Below are 24,438 nucleotides of genomic sequence, written 5' to 3' on the forward strand. Positions count from 1 at the left end.
GATCCGGAGACTACCCCACGAGTGAAGGTCGACTGCGAGCCAGTCACGAGCAAGCGGCCGCTCTCGACCATGCTGGTTCGCAGGATCGCCGAAGGACCTACTCGAACGCCGCCTCACAGCGCCCCGGACTTGCGAGGATCTTGTACGTCTGGGATCGAGACCTCGCTGCGGCGATCTTCGCCGACATCGCGATAGTCGAGGTGGCCTTGCGAAACCCGATCCACCGCGCCGTATCTACGAAGTACGGTGACCGTTGGGGAAGCGCGGTGGCGCGCTCCGGCGCCGGCGCCTCACGACGGTCAGAGTGTCGAGCGAGACGGGCGATTCCATGGCTGCGCCGGCGCTGCCGACGGCAACGCTGTCGATGTCCTCGGGCGCGGCAGGTCCTCGCCTCATCCGCGACCGTCGGAGAGACGAGGACAGAGGGAGATGAAGTGGCGCCGGATGCGACGGCGCCCCGCAGGCCGAGCCTGCGGGGCGCCGTCGGGCGGGGTCACTCCCCCGTGGCGTCCTCGAACGCGAGCAGACGCTCGAGCGCGTCGGTGAGCTCGGCGTCGGCCTCGGCGTAGGCCACCATGTCGCCGGCCTCGAGCGCCGCCTGCTTCTCGTTCAGCGCCGTCTGCGCGTCCGCGAGAGCCGCCTCGTACGTGTCGGTCGACGGCGCCGAGGGCTGCGGCGTCGGATCGGTCGACGGCTCCTCCGTCGATCCCTCGTCGATCGGCTGCTCGGTGTCGGGGTCGACGGGCGTGACGTCGGAGTCGCCCGTCTCCGCGCCGGACTCGCCGCCGAACAGCGCATCGAGCGACTCCGCGAGAGTGTCCTCGAACGCGAGCTGGTCGCCGAAGGCCACGAGCACCTTGCGCAGCAGCGGGTAGGACGTGCCGCTCGTCGACTGCACGTAGACCGGCTGCACGTACAGCAGGCCGCCGCCGACGGGGAGCGTCAGCAGGTTGCCCAGCTGCACGTCGGACGAGCCGATCGTGAGGATGTTCATCTCGTTCGCGATCGCCGAGTCCGAGTCGAACGAGTTCTGCACCTGACCGGGTCCGGGGACCGTGGTGTCGGCGGAGATCTCGAGCATGGTCAGCTTGCCGTACTCGTCGCTCACCGCGCCCGCCTCCGAACCGGCATCGGAGTCGACGGCGAGGTACCCCATGAGCACATTGCGCGACCCGCCGTCGGGGATGAACGTCGTGAACATCGAGAACGTCGGCTCCTCCTCGTCGGGCATGCGCATCGAGAGGTAGTACGGCGGCTGGAGCGCCTGGTCGTTCGTCGGGTCGTTCGGCGTCGTCCACGCGTTGTCGCGCTGGTAGAACGCCCGCGCGTTGTCGACGTGGTACGTGCCGAGCATGGCCCGCTGCACCTTGAACAGGTCGGTCGGGTAGCGGACGTGGCTCATGAGCTCGCCCGACATCTCGTCGATCGACTTCAGCGTGGACGGGTAGATGTTCTGCCACGTCTGGAGGACCGGGTCCTCCTCGTCCCACGCGTACAGCGTGACGGAGCCGTCGTACGCGTCGACCGTCGCCTTCACCGAGTTGCGGATGTAGTTGATCTCGTCGATGAGGAGGTTGGGCGTCGGGTTCGTCGAGTCGCTGATCGCCTGCGACAGGCTCACCTGCGAGGAGTACGGGTACGTCGCGCTCGTCGTGTAGCCGTCGACGATCCAGACGATGCGGCCGTCGACGACCGACGGGTACGGGTCGCTGTCGAGCGTCAGGTAGGGCGCTGCCTTCTGCACGCGCGTGAGCGGGTCGCGGTCGTACAGGATCTGCGAGTCCTCGTTCACGTAGTCCGAGAAGAGGATCTGCTCGGACTGGAACTTGAGCGCGTACAGGATGCGGTGGAAGAAGCTGCCGACGCTCGGTCCGCCGTCGCCCTCGAACGTCGTGTTCGTCTGCGAGGCGCCCTCCTCGCCGGCGGGGTAGTCGAGCTCGACCGGCTCCGTGCCCTCCGGGGCGCCCACGATCGAGTACGCCGGGTTGCTCTCGCCGAAGTAGACGCGAGGCTCGTACTCGAGGTCGGACAGGATGCCGCTGGAGGGGATGTTGCTCTCGATGAAGACGGGCTCGCCCTCGTTCGTGCGCTCGTTGCCCTTCGCCGCCACCATCCCGTAGCCATGGGTGTAGACGAGCGTCGTGTTGTTCCACGTCTGCGCGTCGGCGTCGAGCTGGCCGAGGTCGAGCTCACGCACGGCGACGACCGTGTCCTGCGTCTCGCCGTCGACCTCGTAGCGGTCGACGTCGAGCGTGTCCTGGAACCCGTAGTACGCGCGGAACTGCTGCAGCTGCTGCACCGTGGGGCTGATCACCCCCGGATCCATGAGGCGGATCGAGGCCGTCGTGTCGGCGTCGTCACGCAGCTGGCCGGCCTCGGCGTCGGTCTCGGCCGCGAACGGCACCGTCTCGATGCCGTCGAGCCCGTACGCGGCGCGCGTCGCGTCGACGTTCTTCTGGAAGTAGTCGAGCTCATACGCCTGCTCGTTGGGGCGCACCTGGAAGGTCGTGACGGCCCACGGGTATCCGACGCCCACGACGAGCGAGGTCACCACGAGGAGCGCGGTCGCGATGAGCGGGTACCGCCAGCGCCCGATGATCGCCGTGACGAAGAACAGCAGGGCGACGAGCGCCGCGACGATCGCGAGGATGGTCTGCCCGGGGATGACGGCGTTCACGCCCGCATAGCCGGGCCCCGTGATGCGGTCGCCCTGGTCGACCATGGTGTAGAAGCGGTCGAGCCAGATGCTCGCGGCCTGCGCGAGCAGGTAGAGACCCGCCGTGATCGCCAGCTGGATGCGGGCCGGCTTCGAGATGCGCAGCTCGCCCTGCCCGATACGCACCGAGCCGTACAGATACGACACGAGCGCCGTCACGAGGAGGCAGATGAGCACGACCGCGAGAACGAAGCCGACGACGGCCGCGTAGAACGGCATGGCGAACATGTAGAAGCCGGTGTCGAGGCCGAACTGCGGGTCGGCGTCGCCCGTGGCGGTGCCGTTCGCCCACAGCCATGCGGTCTCCCACTGCGACGACGCCGCGAAGCCCGCGAAGAAGCCGAAGAACACGGGGATGCCCCACATCGCGAGGCGACGGAGGGGCTCGACGACCTCCTGATAGCGGTCGAGCTGCGAGCTGAGACGCGCGTAGACCGGACGCAGGCGGTAGGCGAGGAAGATCGCCAGCCACACCGGCACGGCCATCCCGGCGAAGCCGATCGCGAACATGATGACGCGCGCCGTCCACTGCGTGAGCAGCACCGACTCGAACTCCAGCTGCTGGTACCAGAGGAAGTCCGTGTACAGCGAGGCGAAGGCGAAGAAGGCGACGACGAGCGCGGCGATGACCGCCAGCGAGATCGTCACGATTCTTCGGAAGGGGGACGGAGTCGTGGCCGGAGTCGGCGCCGAGGTCGAGGTCACCATGCCATCCTAGGCATGCACCGCCCGGGCATCGCCCGGACAGAGGCAACGCTCAGCCAGTCGTGCAGGTGGGCAGCGCGTCGGTCTCGCCCGACGCGATCGCCTCCACGGCGGCGAGGGCGTCGTCGAGGGTGGAGATGGAGAACACCTGCAGGCCCTGCGGGATGTGCCCGACGACCTCGTCGCAGTTCTCGGCCGGTGCGAGGAACCAGTCGGCGCCGGCGCCGGATGCCCCGTACAGCTTTTGGCGGATGCCGCCGATGGCCCCGACCGTGCCCGCGGCGTCGATCGTGCCCGTGCCGGCGATCTCCTCGCCGCCCGTGAGCGAGCCCGGCGTGAGGGTGTCGATGATGCCGAGGGCGAACATCGTGCCGGCGCTCGGCCCCCCGACGTCCTCCAGCTGGATGGTGACGTCGATCGGGAAGTCGAACGCGGTCGTGAGATAGACCCCGATCGCCCAGGAGGTCTCCCCGTCGGCCTCCACCTCGTCGGGGACGATCTCGACGTCCTGCTCCGCCCCGTCGCGCTGGATCGTGAGGACGACGGCGTCGCCCTCGCCCGCCGCGATGATCTCCTTCAGTCCCTCGACGTCCGACACCGGCTCGCCGTCGGCCGCGACGACGACGTCGTCCTCCGCGAGCACGCCGGCCGCGGGCGACTCGTCGCTCGTCGGTCCCACCACGCGCAGGTGCGCACCCACGTCGTAGCCCAGCTGCGTGAGCGCCGCCGCGGTCGCCTCGGCCTGAGAGTCGACCATCGCCACGGCGTTCTGCTCCTCGCGCTGCTCGGTCGTCTGCCCTTCCGGGAAGACGGAGTCGAGAGGCACGACGGCGCGGGCGGGGTCGAGCCACGCGAGCGCGAGCTCGAACCACGACGGCGTGCGCTCGCGGTTGCCGACGACCTGCACGGTCGTGAGATCGAGCGACCCCGACGTCTCGTAGGTCTCGGCGTCCGCGACCTCGATGAGCGGCACCTCCTGCCCGTCTGAGTCGACGACGCCGCCGATGGTGTCGTACACGGGACCCGGCTGCTGGATGACGAAGGACGTCGGGAGGAAGGTGATGACGACGAGCGCGAGGAGCGCGGCCGTGAGCGCCCAGATCCCCGCGACGGTGCGACGCGAAGCGGACGCCCCGCGCGTGCGCGCCGGCCGGGACTGATCGTCGATGAGGGTCACGGGCGTCCTTCGGCTGTCGTTCGCGGGTGGCGTAAGCGCATCCGCCCCGCCGCGGGAGGTGCGGCGACGGGCGCGATTAGCCTAGATCGGACAGAGCGAGACCGGCTGAAAGGCGGCTGACGTGGCAGACGACGACAGGACTCCGGAGGAGGAGTTCCAGGAGCTCATGCGCCGGCTCATGAGCGGCGGATCCCTCGATCCCGAGCATCTCGCCCGGATGGCGGGGATGCCGGTCGATCCGGCCGCGCTCGGCCAGCTGATGCAGCAGTTCCAGGGGATGTTCGCGGGAGCGCAGGACGGCGCGATCTCGTGGGATGCGACCCGGCGGCAGGCCCTGCACATCGCCAACCAGGACGGCCGCATCGTGACCGACGGCCAGAAGACCGACCTCGACCAGGCTTTCGCGCTCGCGGGCCTGTGGCTCGGCGAGGCGACGACGCTCTCGGCGACCGCGGAGGTCCCCCGCGTGGTCACGCGCGGGCAGTGGGTCGAGGAGACGCTGCCGGTCTGGCAGGAGATCGCGGAGCCGGTCGCGACGAGCATCGCTGACGCCCTCACCGAGGCGCTGCGCACGCAGGTGCCCGAGGAGATGCAGGAGCTCGTGCAGAACGCGGGCCGCCTCATGCGCGGCGTGGGCGGCACGCTGTTCGCCACCCAGCTCGGCCAGGTCGTCGGCAAGCTGTCGCTCGAGGTCGTCAGCGGCGCGGACGCCGGAGTCCCCGTGCTCGCCGCCGGAGCCGCGGTCATCCTGCCGCAGAACTTCGCCGAGCTCGGCGCGGGGCTCGAGATCCCCGACGACCAGCTCGCGCTCTACATCGCCGCCAGGGAGCTCGCCTCGGCGCGCCTCTTCCGTCACGCGAAGTGGCTGCGGCTGCACATCATGTCGCAGATCGCCGACTACGCGCGCGGCATCCACGTCGACGTCGAGGCGCTCGAGGACATGGCGTCGCGGCTCGACCCCTCCGACCCCGAGGAGCTGCGCCGCGCGCTCGAGAGCGGCGCCCTGCTGCCCGCACAGAGCGAGGCGCAGCGCGTGGCCCTCGAGCGCCTGGAGAACCTGCTCGCGCTCGTCGAGGGCTGGATCGACGTCGTCACGGCCGACGCGACGTCGCGCGTGCCCCATCTCGACCGGATCGCCGAGGCCATCCGCCGGCGGCGGGCGGAGGGCGGACCGGCGGAGGACGCACTCGGAGCGCTCGTCGGCCTGCGCCTGCGTCCGCGGCGCCTGCGCGAGGCCGCCGCGATGTGGCGCTCCGTCACCGACGCCGTCGGCATCGCCGCGCGCGACGGCCTGTGGGACTACCCCGACCTCATCCCCGACGCCTCCGACATCGACGACCCCGCCGCCCTCGTCGCGCGACTCGAGGCGACGGCGCGCGGGGAGGAGCCGGCCGCCGACGAGGTGGACGACGCGCTCGCCCGGCTCCTCGCGGAGGAGGCGGGCCGCTCGGACGAGCCGCCTTCGGACGACGACGAGCGCCCGGAGGGCGACCACCCGGTGTGAACCTCCTGTCCACAGGGGCGGCTCCGCCGGACGCCGTCGCCGCCCCTGTGGACAGCCGCCGCGCGGCCCGCGGAAGCGGAGCACAATCGCGCTATGGCGTTCCTCCTCCTCGACCCCGCGCGGCCGCCCCTGTGGCGCGACGAGGCGACGCTGCAGCTCGGGGTCGACTCCGACATCCGGGTCGTCGAGCCGGCTCCCTGGCAGCAGCGCCTCATCGCCCGGCTCATCGACGGCGTGGAGGACGACCCCGTCTCGCTCGGCTTCGCCGTGGGCGCCGAGCCGGCGGAGATCGAGTCGTTCCTGGCCGCCCTCGCGCCCGCGGTGCTCCGCCGCGCCGACCCCGCCGCCGTCCACATCGTGACGTCGGACACGGTCGCCGCGGAGACGGTGACGGCGCTGTGCACGGCGCTCGCCGGCTGCGGTTGGGCAGCCGAGTGGGTGCCGCCGCACATCGCCGGGAGCCGCGTCCCCGTCGTCCTGATCGCCCATCACGCCGTCGCACCCTCCGCATGGGCGCCGCTCATGCGAGCCGACGCCGTCCACGCGCCCGTCGTGTTCGCGGCCGAGCGCGCGGAGATCGGCCCCGTCGTGCGCCCGGGCGCAGGCCCGTGCCTGTCGTGCCTCGCGGCGCACGAGCGCGACCGCGACCCGGCGTGGCCCTCGCTCGCGGTGCAGCTGCTCGCGCGACCGCCCGCTCCCGTGCCGGACGCGCTCACGGTGAGCGCCGCCTGGATCGTCTCCGAGCTGCTGCGAGCCGATGCCGGCACGACGCGCTCCGCCGTCGTCAGGCTCGACGGGAGCCGCGAGTGGCGGAGCCGGCGCCCGCACGCAGAGTGTCTGTGCCGATCTCCGCGAGGAAGCGCGACGGCTCCCGCTGCAGTCGACCCGACGCCGATGCGCGCGGCCACGACAGCGAGAGCGATCGGCGCGCGCGCGTGATCCCGACGTAGGCGAGGCGCCGCTCCTCGTCCACGCCCTCGAGGGAGGTGGCGTACGAGATCGGCAGCAGCCCCTCGGCGAGCCCGAGGAGATGGACGTGCGGCCACTCCAGGCCCTTCGCCGCGTGCAGGGTCGACAGCGTCACCGTGCGCAGCGTCGGCTCGTGCTGGTCCTTCGCGCGCGCCATGAGCTGTTCCGTGAAGGCGCGCAGCGTCGTGCCAGGGGCGGCCTCCTCGGCGAGGCGCAGGATGGCCGCGCGCGCCTCCCACGCGTCTCGCAGCGCCCCGCCCGCCGCCGGGGCCTCGTCGCTGTGGCCGAGGCTGCGCAGCACGTCGCGGACGGTGTCGGCGAAGCCGCCGTCACCCGGGGAGATCGCCGCGCCGCGCAGCGCCATGACGGCCTGTCTGACCTCCGGCATGTCGAAGAACCGCCGCCCGCCGAGCACCGTGGTGGGTACGCCCCGCCGGGCGAGCGCGTCCTGGATCTCCGCGGACTGCGCATGCGCGCGGTACAGTACGGCGATGTCCGACGGCGCCGCCGTCTCCAGCTGGGCGACGATGGCGTCCGCGACGCCCTCCGCCTCGAAGTGCTCGTCGTGGTAGCCGGTCACGACCGGCACGTCGCCCGCCGCGGCATCCGGGGCGGGCTCGAGCCGGAGCGCACCGGGCCGCCCCCGCATGAGCGCGTTGGCGACGGCGATGACGGCGGGCGCCGACCGGTAGTTGCGCTCCAGCCGCACGACCGTCGCATCCGGGTAGCGGCGCTCGAAGTCGAGCAGGAACCTCGATTCCGCCCCCGTGAAGGAGTAGATCGTCTGGCTGGCGTCGCCGACGACGCACAGGTCGCGCCGGTCGCCGAGCCACAGGTCCAGCAGCCGGCTCTGCAGGGGCGACACGTCCTGGTACTCGTCGACCGTGAAGTGCCGGTACTGCTCACGCACGGCCCGCGTGACCTGCGGCTCGGCCTCGAGCATCCCCGCGCAGGCGAGCAGGACGTCCTCGAAGTCGAGCTGCCGGCGTTCGTCCTTGACGCGCTCGTACGCGCGCATGAGGTCCACGAGAGCCGACGGCGTGAGGGCGCCGACCGAGCGCTGGAGGGTCGCGTACTGCGCGATCGACCGCATCGTGACCTTGCGCCACTCGATCTGCGCCGCCACGTCGCGCAGCGTCGCCGTGTCGGGCCGGAGGCGCAGCCCGTCGGCGGCGTGCGCGAGGAGGCGGACCTTGTTGTCGACGATCGTGGGCGCGACATCGCCCGTCACGGTGGGCCAGAAGAAGTTGATCTGCGCGAGCGCCGCGGCGTGGAACGTCTTGGCCTGCACGCCCTCCACGCCGAGGGCGCGCAGGCGCCCTCGCAGCTCGCCGGCGGCCTTGGCCGTGAACGTCACCGCCATCACCCGGTTCGGCGTGTACGCGCCCGTGTCCACACCGTGCGCGATGCGGTGGGTGATGACGCGCGTCTTCCCCGCCCCCGCCCCCGCGAGCACCGCGACGGGGCCGCGCAGCAGAGAGGCCGCGCGCCGCTGCTGCTCGTCGAGGGCGTCGAGCGGGCTCACGCTCCCTCGTACCAGGAGCGGATGAGCCGGTGCGCGATCGACGCGGGCCCCGGGAGCGACACCTCGCCACGGCCCGCGAGTCCCTCTCCGATCTCGTCCCGCGAGAACCAGCGCACGGCGAGGATCTCCTCGCCGTCGGCGCGCGCCTCCTCGTCCGCGACGGTCGCGGCGTGGAACCCGAGCATGAGCGAACGGGGGTAGGGCCAGGGCTGCGAGCCGACGTAGCGGATGTCCGCGACGCGCACCCCCGCCTCCTCGGCGATCTCACGGTGGACGGCCGTCTCGAGCGACTCGCCCGCCTCGACGAAGCCCGCGAAGCACGAGTACATGCGGCCCTGCCACGCGGCGTTCGCGCCGAGGAGGAGGCGGGATCCGTCCTCGCTCGCGACGGCGACGATGACGGCGGGATCCGTCCGCGGGAAGTGCTCGCGACCGCACACGTCGCACACGCGCGACCATCCCGCCTGCATGCTCGTCGTCGCCCCTCCGCACGCCGGGCAGAACGGCGCGTCGACGAGCCAGCGGCCGATGGCGATCGCCGCGACGAGCGCCTCGAGCTCGCCGTCGGCGAGATGCGCGCCGACCTGGCGCAGTGCGGCCCACTCGGGGGCGGAATCGGGCCCCGGCGCGGCGAACGGCTCCCCGTCGGCGGCGAACGCGGCCACCACGACGGCGGCGCCCGTGCGGTCGCGGCCGAGGAACGCCCAGCGGGCGCCCTCCGCGACCGCCCGCGTCGGCACGAGCAGCAGACCGCCTTCGGCGACGGGCGCCGCATCGCCGCGGACGACCAGGGCGCGGGTCGCGGGATCACGCAGCAGAGCGTCGAGCAGGCCGGGCGCGATGCGCTCCCCCGCGCTCCTGTCGATCGTCAGCGGGGCGGCATGCGCGGCCATCCGGTACCTCTCTCACGGGCGTGGCGCGGGGGGACGGGCGCGACGTCGACCTAATCTGGTCTCCATGCCACGCTCCCTCCTCACTCTAGCCGCGGCCGCGACGGCCGCCGTGCCCGGTGCGGAGGTCACGGGCGTCCGCGCATTGACGTCGGGCGGAGCCGGCCGCAACAGCGCCGCGATCGCGACGCTCGCCGACGGCCGCGAGCTCGTCGTGCGGGTCCCCGTCGACGAGGCGGCCGAGCGGGAGCTCTCCGCCGACGTCGTGGCGCTGCGCGCGCTGACGTCCGGCGTCCGGCGGATCCTCCCGTTCGACGCGCCCGCCTTCCACGGCACCGTGCCGTTCGACGGCACCACGGCGGTCGTGACGTCGTACGTGCGCGGCGCGCAGGTGGAGCCCGCCGACATCCCCGCCGGCCGGGGAGCCGCGACCTCGATGGGCGCCGCCATCGCGGCCGTCCACTCGCTCCCGGGCTCCGTCGTGCGGTCGGCGGGTCTGCCGGTCCGCTCCCCCGAGCAGGCCAGGGCGGAGGTCGAGAGGGTGCTCGACGCCGCCGGCGCGAGCGGACGCGTCCCGGTCAGGCTCATGGTGCGCTGGCGCGAGGCGCTCGAGGACGATCGGCTGTGGGCCTTCGAGTCGGCCGTGAGCCTCGGCGGGGCGGCCTCCACGGCCTACGCCGTCGCCGACGACCTGGCCGGCGTGGCGAAGGTCGCCGGCGTGCTCGACTGGCACGGCCTGTCGATCGACGACCCGGCGCTCGATCTGCGGTGGACGGCGTCCGCACCGCGCTCGGCCGACACCATCCTCGAGACCTATGCCGTCGCGGCGCACCGTGCCCCCGATGCCGCGCTGCGCGTGCGCGCACGCCTGCACGCCGAGCTGGAGTTCGCGCACTGGCTCGTGCACGGCCTCGAGACGCACCGGCCCGATGTGGTGGACGACGCCGCGGCGCTGCTCGAGTCGCTCTCCGACGGGGTGCGCGACGATCGCCTGCTGGCAGGCATCGCCGCCGGCTCGTCCGACGTCGACGACGCCCTCGCCGCGATCGACCGCGTGCCCGATACCGCCGCCGCGCCGCCGTCGGCCGACACGTCGATGCAGACCGACGCGTACGATCCGTCCCTCCTCTCGCTCGACGCCGAGGTCGGCTGGGACGCGCCGGAGCCGGAGGCGCACCCCGACGACGTGCGGACGGGCGCCGTTCCCACCGAGACGGTCCCCGAGATCCGTCTGCCGTCCGCGCAGCCGGCCGACGACGCCGCGAACGCAACCGTGCCGCTCGACATGGACGAGCTCATCGCGCTCGAGCGCGAGACCGAGCGGCGACGCCACCAGGGGTAGCGCCACCGCCCGCCGCGGAGCGCGCGCCGACCGGCCGCCCCGGCGACGAGCCCGTCGTCAGCGGCGGGGCGATCCCTGGGCGGCGTGCCAGCGGCGCGCCACCTCCTCCGCGGTGAGGGGCCGCTCGTCCCTCAGCACGAGGTCATCGGGCACGTAGTACAGCGCGACGTCGATGCGGTCGAGCGGCACGTCGTGACGCCGCGAGTACGCGAGGCGGTAGAGCGCGAGCTGGAGCATCCGCTCCTCCCGCTCCTCGGGGGTGCGCGGCGCGCGCCCCGTCTTCCAGTCCACGATCTCGATCCGGTCGCCCCTGGCGTAGACGGCGTCGAGCTTGCAGATGACGATGTGCCGCGGGGCGCCGTCGACGGCGGGGAGCGGGAAGTCGATCTCGGACTCCACCTCGAGGGGCTCGAGTCCTGCCCACTCGCTGCGCAGGAACACGGCGCGGAGCGTGTCGAGCGCCGCCTCGTCGTCCGCCGACACCTCGGTCGTCGGACCGGCGGCGTCCTCCCACCCCTCCTCGTCGCTCTCCCACAGCGCATCGTCGATCGACGCCCCGGCGCCGGCGGCGCCCGATCGCTGCTCCACCCACTGATGGAACAGCGTGCCGATGCGGGTCTGCCGGTAGGGCCGTTCGGGAAGCGGCCGTGCGATCGCGGCGACCGTGCCGCCGAAGTCCCCGACGTAGTCCTTGAAGCGCGAGGCCGGGATGCGCGTGGGGACGGCGAACGTCCTCCCCCGCTCGCGCTCCGCCCGCTCCGCGAGCAGGCGCGCGAGCTGCGGCGAGGGCGCGGCCTCCGGCGCCGCGCGCACGAGGTCGGCCGCCTCCGCGACGCGCGCACGGCGGGCGCCGAGCGGGTCGAGGGGCCACTGCCGCGTATGCGCGGCTCCGTCGTAGGGGTTGTTCTCGGGGTCGGTCCCGGGGATCGGAGGCAGACCGAGCGCCGCCATCGTCTCGACGAGGTACGGGCTCGGCGTGCGCGGGGTCTTCTGCCCCGCCCAGTGGGCGCCGGTGAGCAGGAGGTCCGACCGGGCGCGCGTGATCGCGACGTAGGCGAGCCGCCGCTCCTCCGCCTGCTGATACGAGCGGTACGCGTCCTGGAAGCGGTGGAGCGCCCCGCCCTCGGGGCGCGCCTTCGTGACCCCGCTCGCGAGCGCGTCGAGCGCGGCCTTGCGCCGCTTCGCCGGGTCGTCGCCCGCCAGTCGCATCTCGGCGTCCGGATCCCACGAGAAGCGCGGGAGGGCGGCGGCGTCGCCCCGCAGCTCGAACGGCAGCGCGCCGAACCCGAACCATCCCGACGTGTCCTTGGGCGTGCCGGGGAGCTCGCCGTCGACGAGCCGGACGACCGCGACCGCATCCCACTCCAGTCCCTTGGATCCGTGGATCGTGAGGAGCTGGACGACCCCCGGCTCCGGCGGCTCGGGACGCGGCATGAGCTCGTCGGCGCGTTCGGCGCGTTCGAGCCAGGCGAGCAGGCTCCCGATCGTGCCGCGCTCGTCGGCGGAGAGGAAGGCCCTCACCTCGTCGACGAACGCGCGCAGCTGCAGCCCCGCGACGCGGGCGGGCCCGCGCGACTCGTTCGCGGCCAGCTCGATGTCGATGCGCAGCTCGAGCTCGATCAGGCGGATGAGGTCGGGGATGGGCTGCCCGGCGGCGCGACGCAGCCGCTCGAGCATCTCCCCCGCCTCACGCAGACGCCGGCGTCCGTCGGGCGTGATGGCCTCGAGCAGCCGGTAGCCGTCGGGCGCCGTCCGCACGAACTCGACCGCATCCACGATCGAGACGGCCTCGTCGGCCCCGGACGAGGCTCTGACCCGCTCGCGGACGTCGTCGGGCAGCGGCTCGAGCGCCGCGTCGCGCACGGCGAGCGTGGCCGCGAGGTCGTACAGCGCCGCCATGTCGCGCACGCCCACCGCGAAGCGCGGCCCGACGAGCAGCCGGATGAGCGCCGACCCGGACGCGGGGTCGTGCACGACCCGCAGCGCGGAGACGACGTCGGCGACCTCGGGCGTCGACAGCAGGCCGCCCAGACCGAGGATGCGGTGCGGGATGCCCCTGGCTCCGAGCGCGGCTGCGAACGTCTGCATGTGGCGCTTCGAGCGGAACAGCACGGCGCCCGTGTGCGGCTTCGTCGACCCCGCGTCCGCATGCGCCTCGCGGGCCTCGGCGAACCAGTCGGCCACGGCGAGCGCCTCGTCGTCGACGGTGTCCGCGAAGCGCACGGACACACGACCCTCGCCTGCGCCCGGTCGGGGCTCGAGCGCCGGCACCGCGAACGCCCCGGCCCGCTGCAGCGGACGGAGCACCGTGTTCGCGGCGTCGAGGATGCGCCGGTCGTTCCGCCAGCTCGTCATGAGGCTGAAGGTCTCCGCCTCGCCCGTCGGAGCGAAGGCGCCCGCGAACGCGTACAGGTTGTCGGCGCTCGCACCGCGCCATCCGTAGATGGACTGGTGGGGATCGCCGACGGCCATGACCGCGCTGTCGGCGAACAGCTCGGCGAGGAAGCGCGTCTGGATGACCGATGTGTCCTGGTACTCGTCGAGCAGGACGACGCGGTGCTGCGCGCGGAGCTCCTCGCGCACGGCGGGCGCGGCGCGGATGATGTCGGACGCGCCGGCGACCTGGTCGGCGAAGTCGAGCACGCCGCGCCGTGCCTTCTCGTCCTGGTAGGCCCGTACGAGCTGCGTGAGGACGGGGAGGCTCGTGAGGTTCGCGAGGGCCTTCTCGACGTTCCTGCGCTCGGCGTAGGGCGCGAAGGACGCCGCCACCCGTCGCGCCACGGCGTCGACCTCGTCGGGGTCGGCGCGGTGGTCGAGCATGTCGCCCGCGAGCCCCTGGACGGCGTCGATGAGGGTGGAGAGCGCCCGGTCGACATCCTCGATGCCGGGGAGGTCGGCCCTCAGCACGACGGCGCGGGCGATGAGCCACGACGCCGATGCGCTCAGCATGGCCGCATCGGGGTCGCGGCCGATCCGCGCGGCATGCTCGCGGACGATGCCGTCGGCGAACGCGTTGTACGTCGCGACGCGCGGCCGCACGAGCAGGTCGCCGAACGCCCGGGGGGCGGACGGCGACCAGTCGGTGCCGTACGAGCGCGCGAGCGCGTCGAGCACCTGCGTGCGCACGGCATCGCGCTGCACCCCCGGCTGCGCCGCGTCGATGCGCGCGAGATCGCCCTCCGCGACGATCCGCGGAAGGTGCGGGAGGAGCCCGCGCCGACCGAACTCGTCGACGAGGTCGAGCCGCGCCGCGATGCGCTCGGCGAGCTCGCCCGCCGCCTTGCGCGTGAAGGTGAGGCCGAGCACCTCGTCGCGGCGGACGAGGCCGTTGGCGACGAGCCAGACGACGCGGCCGGCCATCGTCTCCGTCTTGCCGCTCCCCGCACCCGCCACGACGAGCGCGGGCGCGAGCGGGGCCTCGATGACGCGCTGCTGCGCGGTCGTGGGGGCGGGCTGGCCGAGCGCCGCGGCGAGATCGGTCGCGGCGATCCCGAGTCCCGCGGAGCCGCTGGACGTCGCGGCGCCCGTCATGCGCTCACCGCCTCGATCGTGTGGATGCGGCAGATCTGGACACGCTGCGCATCGGCGCAGTGGTCCTCCACCTGCGCCGTGAAGCTCGCCGCGGACATCCCACGGGCGGCGGCGACGACGCGCTCGAGGAACGCGGCACGCGATTCGGGGCCGAGCGCGTGCTGGTGCGCGACGCGGTACTCGCTCTTGGCGAGGGTCTGCGACACGATCGCGAGGCGCGCTCCGGCGAGCGCGGCGGGATCGGCGCCGGGGACGAGCCCCTCCTGGACGGCGATCTGGTACGCCGCGAGCTGCGCATGCTCGGCGACGGCGGCCTCGCTCGTCCGGCTCTCGCTCTTGCCGCTCTTGAGATCGACGACGACGACGCGCTCGCCGTCGGGCATGGGCGTCCACTTCGGGCCGCGCGCGGGCGCGTGCTCGCCGCCGCCGGGCGGATACGCCTCGACGCGGTCGATGCTGCCGCGCACCACGGCGAGCCCCGCCGCCGCGACGGCATCGCCGACGACGACCGCGGGCTCCCCGTCGCCGGCTCCGCGCGTGTCGACCCCGAACCGGAACTCCGCCTCGGAGGCGAGGGTCCTCCCGCCGTCGCGGGCGACCTCGCGGAGGTAGGCGTGCAGCCGCTCGACGTACTGGTCCGCTCGCCGGCGCTCCTTCCGCGCGATCCACGGCGTCTCGAAGTCCAACTCGCCCCATCGCTCGTCGACGACCGCTCGCAGGCCCGCGAGATCGCCGTCGGGGTGCCGCTCCATGGCGGCATGCAGGATGGTCCCGATGCCGGCGGACGGCGCCGTCGCGGTGTCGCCGCCGAGCGACGAGATGGCCCATCCGAGGCCGCACTCCTCGAAGGCCTCCAGCCGCGACGGCGAGACGCGCGCAGGCTCGACGTCGAGATCCCGCAGCGGAGCCGCGGTGGACGGCTCCGCGACGCCGTACCAGTCGTGCGGGTCGGCGCCGACGACCCCCGCGGCGGCGAGGGCCCGCAGCTGCCCCGCGGCCTCCGCCCGCGCGGACGCATCGTGCCCCGACGTGAGCGTCCGCCGATGGTGGGCGACGAGTCCGCGCAGCGTGAGCGGATGAGCGGCCTCGTCGAGCGGGTCGGGGGCGGGCAGGAGGGCGAAGAGCGGGCTCGGCCCCGTGTCGTCGTCGTCGACCGCCGTCACGAACAGCCGGCGCCGGGCGCGCGAGGCCGCCCGCGCGAACAGGCGCAGCTCGTCGTGGAGGGCGGCCCTGCGCCGGTCGACGACGTCGGCCGCGACGTCGGCGCGGCCGGCGCGGCGGGCGTCGACGGCGTCCGCGAAGCGCCAGCTCTCGAGCAGGCCGCCGCGCAGCCGCAGGTTCGGCCAGACGCCGTCCTGCACTCCGGCGATGACGACGGCGTCGTACTCGACCCCGAGCGCGTTCGCGGGGGTGAGGAGGGCGACCGCGTCGTCGCGATCCGGCGACGACAGCGTGTCCTCGGGGACGTCGCTGTCGAGGATCTCGCGGATGAACGGAAGCGGCCCCTCGTGCGGGTTCCGCTCCACCGACCGCTTGGCGGAGGCGAACAGCGCCACGAGGCCGTCGAGCGCGCGCCCCGCCTCCGCGGCGAGCGGCCCCTGGGCGAGCGACAGCTCGTGCCAGACCCGTTCGAGGCGCCTGCCCTCGCTCGTCCTCGCGCGCTCCCACGCGGTCCAGAGCAGCTCGTGGATGGTCGCCCCGCGGGCGCCGTCGTCGTGCAGCACCGCGAGCGTCCGCGCGAAGCGCGCGGCCGTGCGCGCCTCCCCCGTGTCGACGAGGTCGAGCGCGACGGGGTGAGCGAGGGCGTCTCGGAGGAGCTCGCGAGCGGGGCGCGTGCCGCCGGCGGCGAGCTCGGCGTGCCGCAGGTGCGCCCTCAGTCGGCGCAGTCCCACGCCGTCGAGGCCGCCGAAGGGCGAGCGGAGCGCATCGAGCAGCGCGTCGTCCGCGCGCTCGGCGGCGGGCAGGAGCCCGAGACGCACCACCTCGACGATGTCGCGGACGGCCGACTCGCTGCCCAGCGGACGCTGCACGCCGGCCGCCCTCGTGGGCACCTCGCGCGCCGCGAGCTCCGCTTCGAGCATCGCGACCTGGCGGGTGTCGTGCGCGATGACGGCCATCCCGCTCCACGCCATGTCCTCGTCGAGGTGCCAGCCGCGCAGGGCCCGCGCGATGCGATCGACCTCCTCGTACGGAGAGCCGCACAGCACCGCCGCGACGGATCGGTCGCCGTCGACGGGCGGCCCCGGCGGCTGCCGGTGCGCGACGACGCCGGCCGCGCCGATCGACTGCGTCGCGGTGCGGACGAGCCGCGCGATGCCGGGCGCCGAGCGGTGCGGCTCGCGCAGCACGAGCCGCGCGCCCAGCGCTTCGGCCAGCCGCGCGAACAGCTCGGGTGCCACGCCGCGGAAGGCGCCGGATCCGATGTCGGGGTCGCCGAACGCGACGACGGCGACACCGCGGCCGACGAGGGCCTCGACGAGGCCGACTCCGCCCCGGGTGAGCTCCTGCGCGTCGTCGACGAGCACGGCGCGCAGCCGTTCGAGGCCCGGCACCGCGCCGCCGCCGCGGACGATGGCGGCGGCCTGGGCGAAGAGCTCCGACACGTCGCGGTGCGGGGAGCGCATGCCGTCGCGGACCGTCTCGTAGTCGCGGAGGAAGCCGGCGACGGCCGTCCACGTCTCGGAGCCGAGGGCGGCGAGCTCGTCGGGAGAGACCCCGAGCTCGGCGACCTGGGCGAGCAGCTGACGCAGCTCGGATCGGAAGCCCTTGGTCGCGCGCACGGGCGCCCCCAGATGCGCCGGCCATCTCACGGCGCCTTCCGCCTCGTCCTCCGCGTCGCCCGCGAGCAGGTCGGCGACGATGCGGTCCTGATCGGCGCCCGTGAGCAGGCGCGGCGTCTCGAGACCCCGTCGCACGGCGTCGGCTCGCACGATCTGGAAGGCGAACGAGCCCGCCGACCGCGCCAGCGGCCCGGGACTCGCCACCGGCACGGCGACCCCGAGCACGTCGCGCAGGAGACTCGCCGACGCGCGGGTCGGCGTGAGCACGAGGAACTCGTCTGCGGCGACGCCGTCGGCCGCCATCGCCGCCGCCCGCGCGACGAGCACGGCGGTCTTGCCGGAGCCCGGCCCTCCCACGACCGCGGCGGACGCGTCGATCGGCAGATCGAGGACGGCGCGCTGCGCGGCATCCCATTCCCAGCTCGGCATGCGTCCACGGTATCGAGCGCCTCCGACATCGCCGCGCCGTGCGGGCGCGCGTTCGCCCTGAGCGTTCGCGCGCTCCCTGCTGCGACCGGTGCCGTAGTGTTCAGGGTGCAACGACACCGCAGACGAAAGGCAGTCACCGTGGAGATCCGCATCGGCATCACGAACTCCGGCCGCGAGCTGACCTTCGAGACGGCGGAGAGCGCCGACGCCGTCAAGACGGCCGTCGCCGCCGCCCTCGACGAGGGCAGGACGCACCTCTCCTTCACGGACGTGAAGGGCAACTCCTACTTCGTCCCCTCCGCCAACCTCGCGTTCGTCGAGATCGGCACCGAGGAGACGCGCCGCGTCGGCTTCGTGGCCTGAGCATGTACATCCTGCTCGCGCTCATCGCGGCGGCGGTCGTCGGCATCGCCGTCCACTTCGCGACGCCGCGGCGCGAGCTGAGGGGCGTCGCGCTCGTCCCCGCCGTGGCGGCCGCCGTCGCCGCCGCCCTCTACACGGCGCTGACGTGGGCGGGGCTGGGCGAGGCGAGCTTCTGGCAGTGGGCGATCGTGCTCGCCGCGGCGGCGGCGGCCGCCGTCGGCTCGTCGCTCGTGCTCACGCGGATCCGCGGGGCTCGCGACGCCGCGGCCGCACGGGCCGCCGGCGTGCGCTGACTCAGGACGCCAGGCCGAGCGCGTCCATCCGCCGCGCATGCGCGGCCATGAGCGCCGTGAAGACCGGTTCGACCGCGCGCGCGGCCTCGCCGCGTCCGTCCCCGTCGAGCAGGAGCGCCCCTCGGGCCACGAGGAGCGTGTCGCCGACCAGGCGGCGCGCCCACAGCGACAGCAGCGCCCGCCACTCCTCGTCCCCCCGGATGGTCTCGGTGAGGAGCTCTGCGAGCTGACGGCGGTCGTTGTCGGCCCGCAGGATGCGCGCCACCCGGCGACCGCGCTCGCCGTACCCCGAGGCGAGCGCGAGGTAGAAGTCGTCCAGGAGGCCGGCCGTGATGTGCACGGTCAGCATCGTCTCGCGCGGGCGCGCCCCCACGGTGGCGCGGCGGAAGGCGTCGAGGGGCTCACGGAAGGGCTCCATCAGCTCGGCGGGATCCGCGTCCTCCTCGCGGATCTCGGCGAGGAGCGCGAGGTGCTTGCGGAGCGCCGCGCCCGCCGCGAGCGAGAGCGCCTCCTTCTCCGCGAGGTCGGGGGTCGCGCGGATGAGCCGCGTGAGGGTCTCGAAGTACCCCAGCTGCAGGTACGCGGCCTGGCCGAGATACGTCCGCACATCGGGGGCGAGCTCGGGGAACTCGACGCGGACGGCGTCGGAGAGCTCGCCGCGCGGACGCAGACGGAGGATGCGCGCCGGCGTCCGGCGCTTCCAGAACTGCCAGTTCACCACGGGGAGAGCCTACGACCTCGCGGCGCCCGGCCGTGGCGCCGCCGCGCTGCGCAGCACCCCTCGGCTAGGCTGGGGGCGGCCCCGGCGACGGATCGGGGCACCGCGCCTGTGACTGAGAGGGCGTGGACGCATCCAGCGGCAGGCCCCTCCCCGACCCGGGACCGGCCCGTCGAGACAGGCACACAACTCCATGACGTCATTCGCCGAACTCGGCATCGATCAGGACATCGTCGACGCTCTCGCCTCGCGGGGCATCGTCGACGCCTTCCCCATCCAGGAGCAGACGATCCCGCTGTCGCTGCCGGGCCAGGACGTGATCGGCCAGGCCAAGACCGGCACCGGCAAGACCTTCGGCTTCGGCATCCCCGTGATCCAGCGTCTGGGCCTCGACCCCGAGCCGGGCGTCAAGGCCCTCATCGTCGTCCCCACGCGCGAGCTCGCCGTGCAGGTGTACGAGGACATCGACCTGCTCACCTCCAACCGCTCCACGAGCGTCGTCGCGATCTACGGCGGCAAGGCCTACGAGGGTCAGATCGAGCAGCTCAAGGCGGGTGCGCAGATCGTCGTCGGCACCCCGGGACGCCTCATCGACCTCGCCGGCCAGCGTCTGCTCGATCTCTCGAACGCGACCGAGGTCGTCCTCGACGAGGCCGACAAGATGCTCGACCTCGGCTTCCTCGCCGACATCGAGAAGATCTTCCAGAAGGTCGCCCCGCGCCGGCACACGCAGCTCTTCAGCGCGACCATGCCGGGCCCCATCATCGCGCTCGCACGCCGGTTCATGTCGAACCCGATCCACATCCGCGCGACCGACCCCGACGAGGGGCTCACGCAGGCGAACATCCGCCACATCGTCTACCGCGCCCACGCCCTCGACAAGATCGAGATCGTCGCGCGCATCCTGCAGGCCGAGGGCCGCGGCAAGACGGTCATCTTCACGCGCACCAAGCGCGCCGCCCAGAAGCTCGTCGACGAGCTCAACGACCGCGGCTTCAACGCCGCCGCCGTGCACGGCGACATGGGCCAGGAGCAGCGCGAGCGCTCCATGGCGTCCTTCAAGGCCGGCAAGAAGGACGTGCTCATCGCGACCGACGTCGCGGCGAGGGGCATCGACGTCGACGACGTCACGCACGTCATCAACCACACCATCCCCGACGACGAGAAGACGTACCTGCACCGTGCGGGCCGCACGGGGCGCGCGGGCCGCAACGGCATCGCCGTCACCTTCGTCGACTGGGACGACCTTCACAAGTGGGCGCTCATCAACCGCGCGCTCGACTTCGGCCAGCCCGAGCCGACCGAGACCTACTCGTCGAGCCCCCACCTGTACACCGATCTCGACATCCCCGCCGGGACGAAGGGCCGCATCGTGAAGGCCCCCGTGACGGGCGCGATCGCCACATCGGACGGGACGAGCCGGCCGTCGCAGCCGCGCCGCGTGCGCCGTCGTCCCGAGGCGGCACCCGACGCCGCGGTCGAGGCGGAGGCCGGCGCCGGCACGCACGACGGCGAGGGCCGCGAGCACCACGACGGCAAGCCGGCTCCCGCCCGCCGCCGGCGTCGGCGCCGCCGCGCGTCGGGGCAGGCGCAGCAGGGCGCCTGACCCCGTCGCGTCCCGCCGCCGCTCAGGCGATCACGGGGCGCGATCCGCTGCCGGCCGCGATGATCCTCCGGACCATCGCGGCCGGCGTCGTGTTCTCCCCCGGCAGGTTGGGCTTGCCGAGGCCGTGGTAGTCGCTCGACCCCGTCGCGATGAGATCGCGCTCCGCCACGAGGCGCAGCAGCGCCGCCCGTCCGTCCGCCGTGTTCTCGCGGTGATCGACCTCGAACCCGGCGAGGCCCGCGTCGACCAGGTCGTGCAGGGTCGACACCGGGATCATCCCCGCTCGCGACACGGTCGCCGGATGCGCCATGACCGGCACGCCGCCGGCGGCACGGACCACCGAGATCGCCGCGAACACATCCGGCGCCTCATGCGGCACGTAGTAGCCCTCGCGCGGATGGAGGATGCCGGCGAACGCCTCGCCGCGATCGGCGACGATCCCGCGGGCGACGAGGGCGTCCGCGATGTGCGGGCGGCCCACCGTCGCCCCCTCGCGCGTCTGCGCGACGACGTCCGCCCAGCGGAGGTCGTAGTCGCGCGACAGATTCTCCACGATGCGCTCCGCCCGCCCGACGCGGTCGCCGCGCACCTCGTCCATCTGCGTGCGCAACGCGGCGTCGTCGGGATCGAAGAGATACGCGAGCAGGTGCACGCTCCGCCATCCCAGCCGCGTGGAGAGCTCGGCGCCCGGCAGGAACGACATCCCGAGCGATGCCGCCGCCTCCGCCGCCTCCGCCCACCCCGCCGTCGTGTCGTGGTCGGTGAGCGCGGCGGTGCGCACGCCGTGCGCGTGCGCGGACGCGATCACCTCGGCCGGCGGCTCCGTGCCGTCGGAGCGGGTGGAGTGGAGGTGCAGGTCGGCCGGCTCGTCGACGTCGCGCATCCTGCCCTGGTCCATCCCCTCATCGTAGGCGTGCTCGCGCCGGTCTCCCGGCGCCTGCGCCGCGTGCTCGCGACGGTTTCCCAGCGGGCCTGCCTAGGCTCGCAGACGTGCTGCGTCTGGTCGGGATCCTCGTGACCGTGCTGTTCGCGATCGCGACGGCCGTCCTCACCTGGCCCGCCTTCTTCCACGTCGAGCGCGTCTTCCCGATCGCCCAGCTCGCCGCGCTGCGCGGTGTGCTCGTCGTCGCGTTCGCGCTCGTCACGATCGCGTTCCTCCTGCTCGCCATCGCGCGGCCGCTGCGCGGCTTCGCCCTCTCCATGGCGCTCGTCTCGGCGATCGGCGCGATCGCCGGCGGCGTGGTGCTGGGCGTGCGGGGGTACGGCACGGAGTCGCTGCCCGACGCGACGGACACGAGCGTGCGGGTCATGACCTGGAACACGGCCGGCAACGCGATGGGCGCCGCCGAGATCGCGGAGACCGCCGTCGCGATGGACGTCGACATCGTCGCGCTCCCTGAGACCTCGGAGGAGGTGGGCGAGCAGGTGGCCGTCGCCATGCGCGACATGGGGAGCCCCATGTGGGTCCACCACGTGGCACTGCGCCCCGACATCGCCGACGGCCCGCAGGCGTGGGTGACGACCGTGCTCATCTCGCCCGACCTCGGCGACTACTCGGTCATCGAGGCCTCCACCGACCTCACGAGCAACACCGAAGTGGTGCCGAGCGTCGTCGCCATGCCCGTCGACGGCGTCGGACCCACGGTCGTCGCCGTGCACGCGGTCTCGCCGCAGCCGGAGTACATGGACCAGTGGGCCGACGACCTGCAGTGGATCGCCGACCAGTGCGCGGGAGGCGACGTCATCCTCGCCGGCGACTTCAACGCCACGCTCGACAACATGGCCGGTCTCGGCGTCGACGGCGGCGATCTGGGCGCCTGCGTCGACGCGGCGGCATCGACGGGCAACGGCGCCGTCGGGACGTGGCCCACCGACATCCCAGCGCTCCTGTCGACCCCCATCGACCACGTCATGCACTCGGCATCGTGGACGGCGACGGGGTCGCTCGTGCTGACGAACCTCGACGACGCGGGCAGCGACCACCGCCCGCTCGTGGTTCAGCTGGAGCCCGCCGGCTGACGGCGCCGCACCACGAGCGTCGCGGCCAGCCGCCATCCCACGAGGAGGACGAGGAGCACGACGGCCGTCACGACGACGAACGCCGGCGCCGCCCCTCCGCCCGTGAGGACCCGCAGCCCGAGCCCGACGACCGCCGTCGCCGCCCACAGGACGAGCCCCGTCCGCACGAGGGCGAGCGGACGCCGCCAGGCGCGCGCCAGCGCCCACCCGGCCGCGAGCGCCACGGCGAAGGGCCACGCGACGCGCACGAGCGCCGCGGCGTCGACCGCGCCGTCGTGGCTCGCGAGACCCAGAGCCGCGAAGACGAGGACGACGAGCAGATCGGCGACGGCGGCCCACGCGACGACGCCCCGTGCGACGACGGACGGACGGGTCGGGGCTGCGGGCGCGCTCATCCTCCCAGCGTAGGCGCGACCGGCCCCCGGTGCGGGCGCGGCCGGTGAGAGACTGGACGCATGACGAGCGGCGAGACCCAGACCGAAGCCACCGACGCCCACAAGGCGGAGGACTCCACCACCAACCGTCGGCAGCCCTACCCGCAGGGCTTCCTCGACGTCATCTCCCGCGGCTGGGCAGAGCGGCCGGAGTCGCTCCCCGACGCACGACCGCAGGCCGCGTACGCCGCCCGGCGCCGCGCAGCGCTCTCCGCCGCCTTCCCCGGGGATCGCCTCGTCATCCCCGCCGGCGGTTTCCGGCAGCGCAGCAACGACACCGACTTCCCCTTCCGCGCGCACTCGGCTTTCGCGCATCTCACGGGCTGGGGCGTCGACGCCGTCGCCGACTCGGTGCTCGTGCTCGATCCGGATGGCGACGGGCACGTCGCGACGCTGTACGTGCGCGACCGGGCCACGCGCGAGACGCCCGAGTTCTACCGCGACGCGACGATCGGCGAGTTCTGGGTGGGCCCTCGCCCGTCCCTCGCGCAGGTGGCTGCGGATCTCGATCTCGCGACGGCGCACGTCGACGACTTCGCCCGTTCCGACGCCGACCGCGTGCTCGAGGAGGACGAGGACCTCACGCGATTCGTCTCCGAGCTCCGCCTCCTCAAGGACGAGTACGAGATCGAGCAGCTGCGGCTCGCGGTCGCCGTGACGGCCGACGGCTTCGACGACGTCGTCTCCTCGCTCGACCGCATCGTCGCCCACCCGCGCGGAGAGCGCGTCGTGGAGGGCGTGTTCCACCAGCGCGCGCGCAGCGACGGCAACTGGGAGGGCTACGACACGATCGCGGCATCCGGCCCGCACGCGTGCTACCTGCACTGGACGCGCAACGACGGAGCCGTCGTCCCGGGCGACCTCATCCTCATCGACGCGGGCGCCGAGGTCGACAGCCTCTACACGGCCGACATCACCCGCACGCTCCCCGTGAGCGGCACCTTCACCGACATCCAGCGCCGGGTCTACGAGACCGTGCGCGAGGCGGCGGACGCCGCGTTCGCGGCGGCGCGCCCCGGCGTGCGCTTCCGCGCCGTGCACGAGGCCGCCATGGCCGTCATCGCCCGCCGCACGGCGGAATGGGGTCTGCTCCCCGTGACGGCGGAGGAGGCCCTGGACGCCGACCGCGGCGGCCAGCAGCGCCGTTACATGGTGCACGGGACCAGCCACCACCTCGGCATCGACGTGCACGACTGCGCGCAGGCCCGGCGCGAGATGTACTACGACGGCGAGCTCGCCCCCGGCATGGTGTTCACGATCGAGCCCGGCCTCTACTTCCAGATCGACGACCTCACGGTGCCGGAGGAGTACCGCGGCATCGGCGTGCGCATCGAGGACGACATCCTCATGACCGCCGACGGCCCCGTCAACCTCTCCGCGGGCATCCCCCGGACGGCCGACGAGGTCGAGGAGTGGATCGCGCGGCTGCGGGGCTGA

Annotated in this window: 16 protein-coding genes; 7 read left to right on the forward strand and 9 right to left on the reverse strand. The window is 73.6% G+C overall.

Features of this window, described 5'->3' with window-relative positions; all coding sequences use genetic code 11:
- Positions 1 to 493: 493 nt before the first annotated feature.
- On the reverse strand, positions 494 to 3,424 hold the full coding sequence (locus ACWGPF_RS01850; RefSeq protein ID WP_452331191.1) for a UPF0182 family membrane protein: 2,931 nt from the start codon (positions 3,422 to 3,424) through the stop codon (positions 494 to 496).
- A gap of 49 nt (positions 3,425 to 3,473) precedes the next feature.
- A complete protein-coding gene (locus ACWGPF_RS01855; protein WP_452331192.1) occupies positions 3,474 to 4,598 on the reverse strand; it encodes a YlbL family protein in 1,125 nt (374 codons plus the stop codon).
- A gap of 121 nt (positions 4,599 to 4,719) precedes the next feature.
- Here ACWGPF_RS01855 and ACWGPF_RS01860 point away from each other — a divergent pair, with 121 nt between their 5' ends.
- A complete protein-coding gene (locus ACWGPF_RS01860; RefSeq protein WP_452331193.1) occupies positions 4,720 to 6,102 on the forward strand; it encodes a zinc-dependent metalloprotease in 1,383 nt (460 codons plus the stop codon).
- 784 nt (positions 6,103 to 6,886) lie between these two features.
- On the opposite strand, the gene ACWGPF_RS01865 is transcribed toward ACWGPF_RS01860, so the two are convergent.
- Positions 6,887 to 8,596, reverse strand: coding sequence for an ATP-dependent helicase (locus tag ACWGPF_RS01865; protein WP_452331194.1), 1,710 nt, complete (start codon positions 8,594 to 8,596; stop codon positions 6,887 to 6,889).
- On the reverse strand, positions 8,593 to 9,489 hold the full coding sequence (gene nudC / locus ACWGPF_RS01870) for an NAD(+) diphosphatase (protein ID WP_452331195.1): 897 nt from the start codon (positions 9,487 to 9,489) through the stop codon (positions 8,593 to 8,595). The genes ACWGPF_RS01865 and nudC overlap by 4 nt, the downstream gene beginning before the upstream one ends.
- 64 nt (positions 9,490 to 9,553) lie before the next feature.
- Here nudC and ACWGPF_RS01875 point away from each other — a divergent pair, with 64 nt between their 5' ends.
- Positions 9,554 to 10,828 (forward strand): phosphotransferase, encoded by a 1,275-nt coding sequence (locus ACWGPF_RS01875; RefSeq protein WP_452331196.1) that lies wholly within the window; start codon positions 9,554 to 9,556, stop codon positions 10,826 to 10,828.
- 57 nt (positions 10,829 to 10,885) lie between these two features.
- Here the strand turns inward: ACWGPF_RS01875 and ACWGPF_RS01880 are convergent, their stop codons facing one another.
- Complete coding sequence (locus ACWGPF_RS01880) at positions 10,886 to 14,359, reverse strand: UvrD-helicase domain-containing protein (RefSeq protein ID WP_452331197.1); 3,474 nt, start codon at positions 14,357 to 14,359, stop codon at positions 10,886 to 10,888.
- Positions 14,356 to 17,568 (reverse strand): PD-(D/E)XK nuclease family protein, encoded by a 3,213-nt coding sequence (locus tag ACWGPF_RS01885; RefSeq protein ID WP_452331198.1) that lies wholly within the window; start codon positions 17,566 to 17,568, stop codon positions 14,356 to 14,358. Before ACWGPF_RS01885 ends, ACWGPF_RS01880 begins: the two co-directional genes overlap by 4 nt.
- Positions 17,569 to 17,706: 138 nt before the next feature.
- Here ACWGPF_RS01885 and ACWGPF_RS01890 point away from each other — a divergent pair, with 138 nt between their 5' ends.
- The gene (locus ACWGPF_RS01890) at positions 17,707 to 17,931 is read left to right on the forward strand and encodes a DUF3107 domain-containing protein (RefSeq protein WP_345436221.1); all 225 of its coding nucleotides are present in this window, start codon (positions 17,707 to 17,709) and stop codon (positions 17,929 to 17,931) included.
- Positions 17,932 to 17,933: 2 nt separating this feature from the next.
- Complete coding sequence (locus ACWGPF_RS01895; RefSeq protein WP_452331199.1) at positions 17,934 to 18,224, forward strand: hypothetical protein; 291 nt, start codon at positions 17,934 to 17,936, stop codon at positions 18,222 to 18,224.
- A 1-nt stretch (position 18,225) separates the two neighbouring features.
- On the opposite strand, the gene ACWGPF_RS01900 is transcribed toward ACWGPF_RS01895, so the two are convergent.
- Complete coding sequence (locus ACWGPF_RS01900; protein WP_345436226.1) at positions 18,226 to 18,945, reverse strand: ferritin-like fold-containing protein; 720 nt, start codon at positions 18,943 to 18,945, stop codon at positions 18,226 to 18,228.
- Positions 18,946 to 19,135: 190 nt separating this feature from the next.
- Between ACWGPF_RS01900 and ACWGPF_RS01905 the strand changes: the two genes are divergently transcribed.
- The gene (locus tag ACWGPF_RS01905; RefSeq protein WP_452331200.1) at positions 19,136 to 20,548 is read left to right on the forward strand and encodes a DEAD/DEAH box helicase; all 1,413 of its coding nucleotides are present in this window, start codon (positions 19,136 to 19,138) and stop codon (positions 20,546 to 20,548) included.
- 22 nt (positions 20,549 to 20,570) lie between these two features.
- Here the strand turns inward: ACWGPF_RS01905 and ACWGPF_RS01910 are convergent, their stop codons facing one another.
- A complete protein-coding gene (locus tag ACWGPF_RS01910) occupies positions 20,571 to 21,446 on the reverse strand; it encodes a PHP domain-containing protein (protein ID WP_452331201.1) in 876 nt (291 codons plus the stop codon).
- A gap of 92 nt (positions 21,447 to 21,538) precedes the next feature.
- On the opposite strand from ACWGPF_RS01910, the gene ACWGPF_RS01915 reads away from it, so the two are divergent.
- Positions 21,539 to 22,567: an endonuclease/exonuclease/phosphatase family protein gene (locus ACWGPF_RS01915; protein WP_452331202.1), complete on the forward strand. Its 1,029-nt coding sequence runs from the start codon at positions 21,539 to 21,541 to the stop codon at positions 22,565 to 22,567.
- On the opposite strand, the gene ACWGPF_RS01920 is transcribed toward ACWGPF_RS01915, so the two are convergent.
- Positions 22,546 to 22,962, reverse strand: a complete 417-nt coding sequence (locus tag ACWGPF_RS01920; RefSeq protein ID WP_452331203.1) for a DUF3054 domain-containing protein — start codon at positions 22,960 to 22,962, stop codon at positions 22,546 to 22,548. The two genes, ACWGPF_RS01915 and ACWGPF_RS01920, sit on opposite strands and share 22 nt — an antisense overlap.
- A gap of 60 nt (positions 22,963 to 23,022) precedes the next feature.
- On the opposite strand from ACWGPF_RS01920, the gene ACWGPF_RS01925 reads away from it, so the two are divergent.
- A complete protein-coding gene (locus tag ACWGPF_RS01925; protein ID WP_452331204.1) occupies positions 23,023 to 24,438 on the forward strand; it encodes an aminopeptidase P family protein in 1,416 nt (471 codons plus the stop codon).

The sequence above is a fragment of the Microbacterium sp. NPDC055683 genome (genome assembly GCF_053617895.1).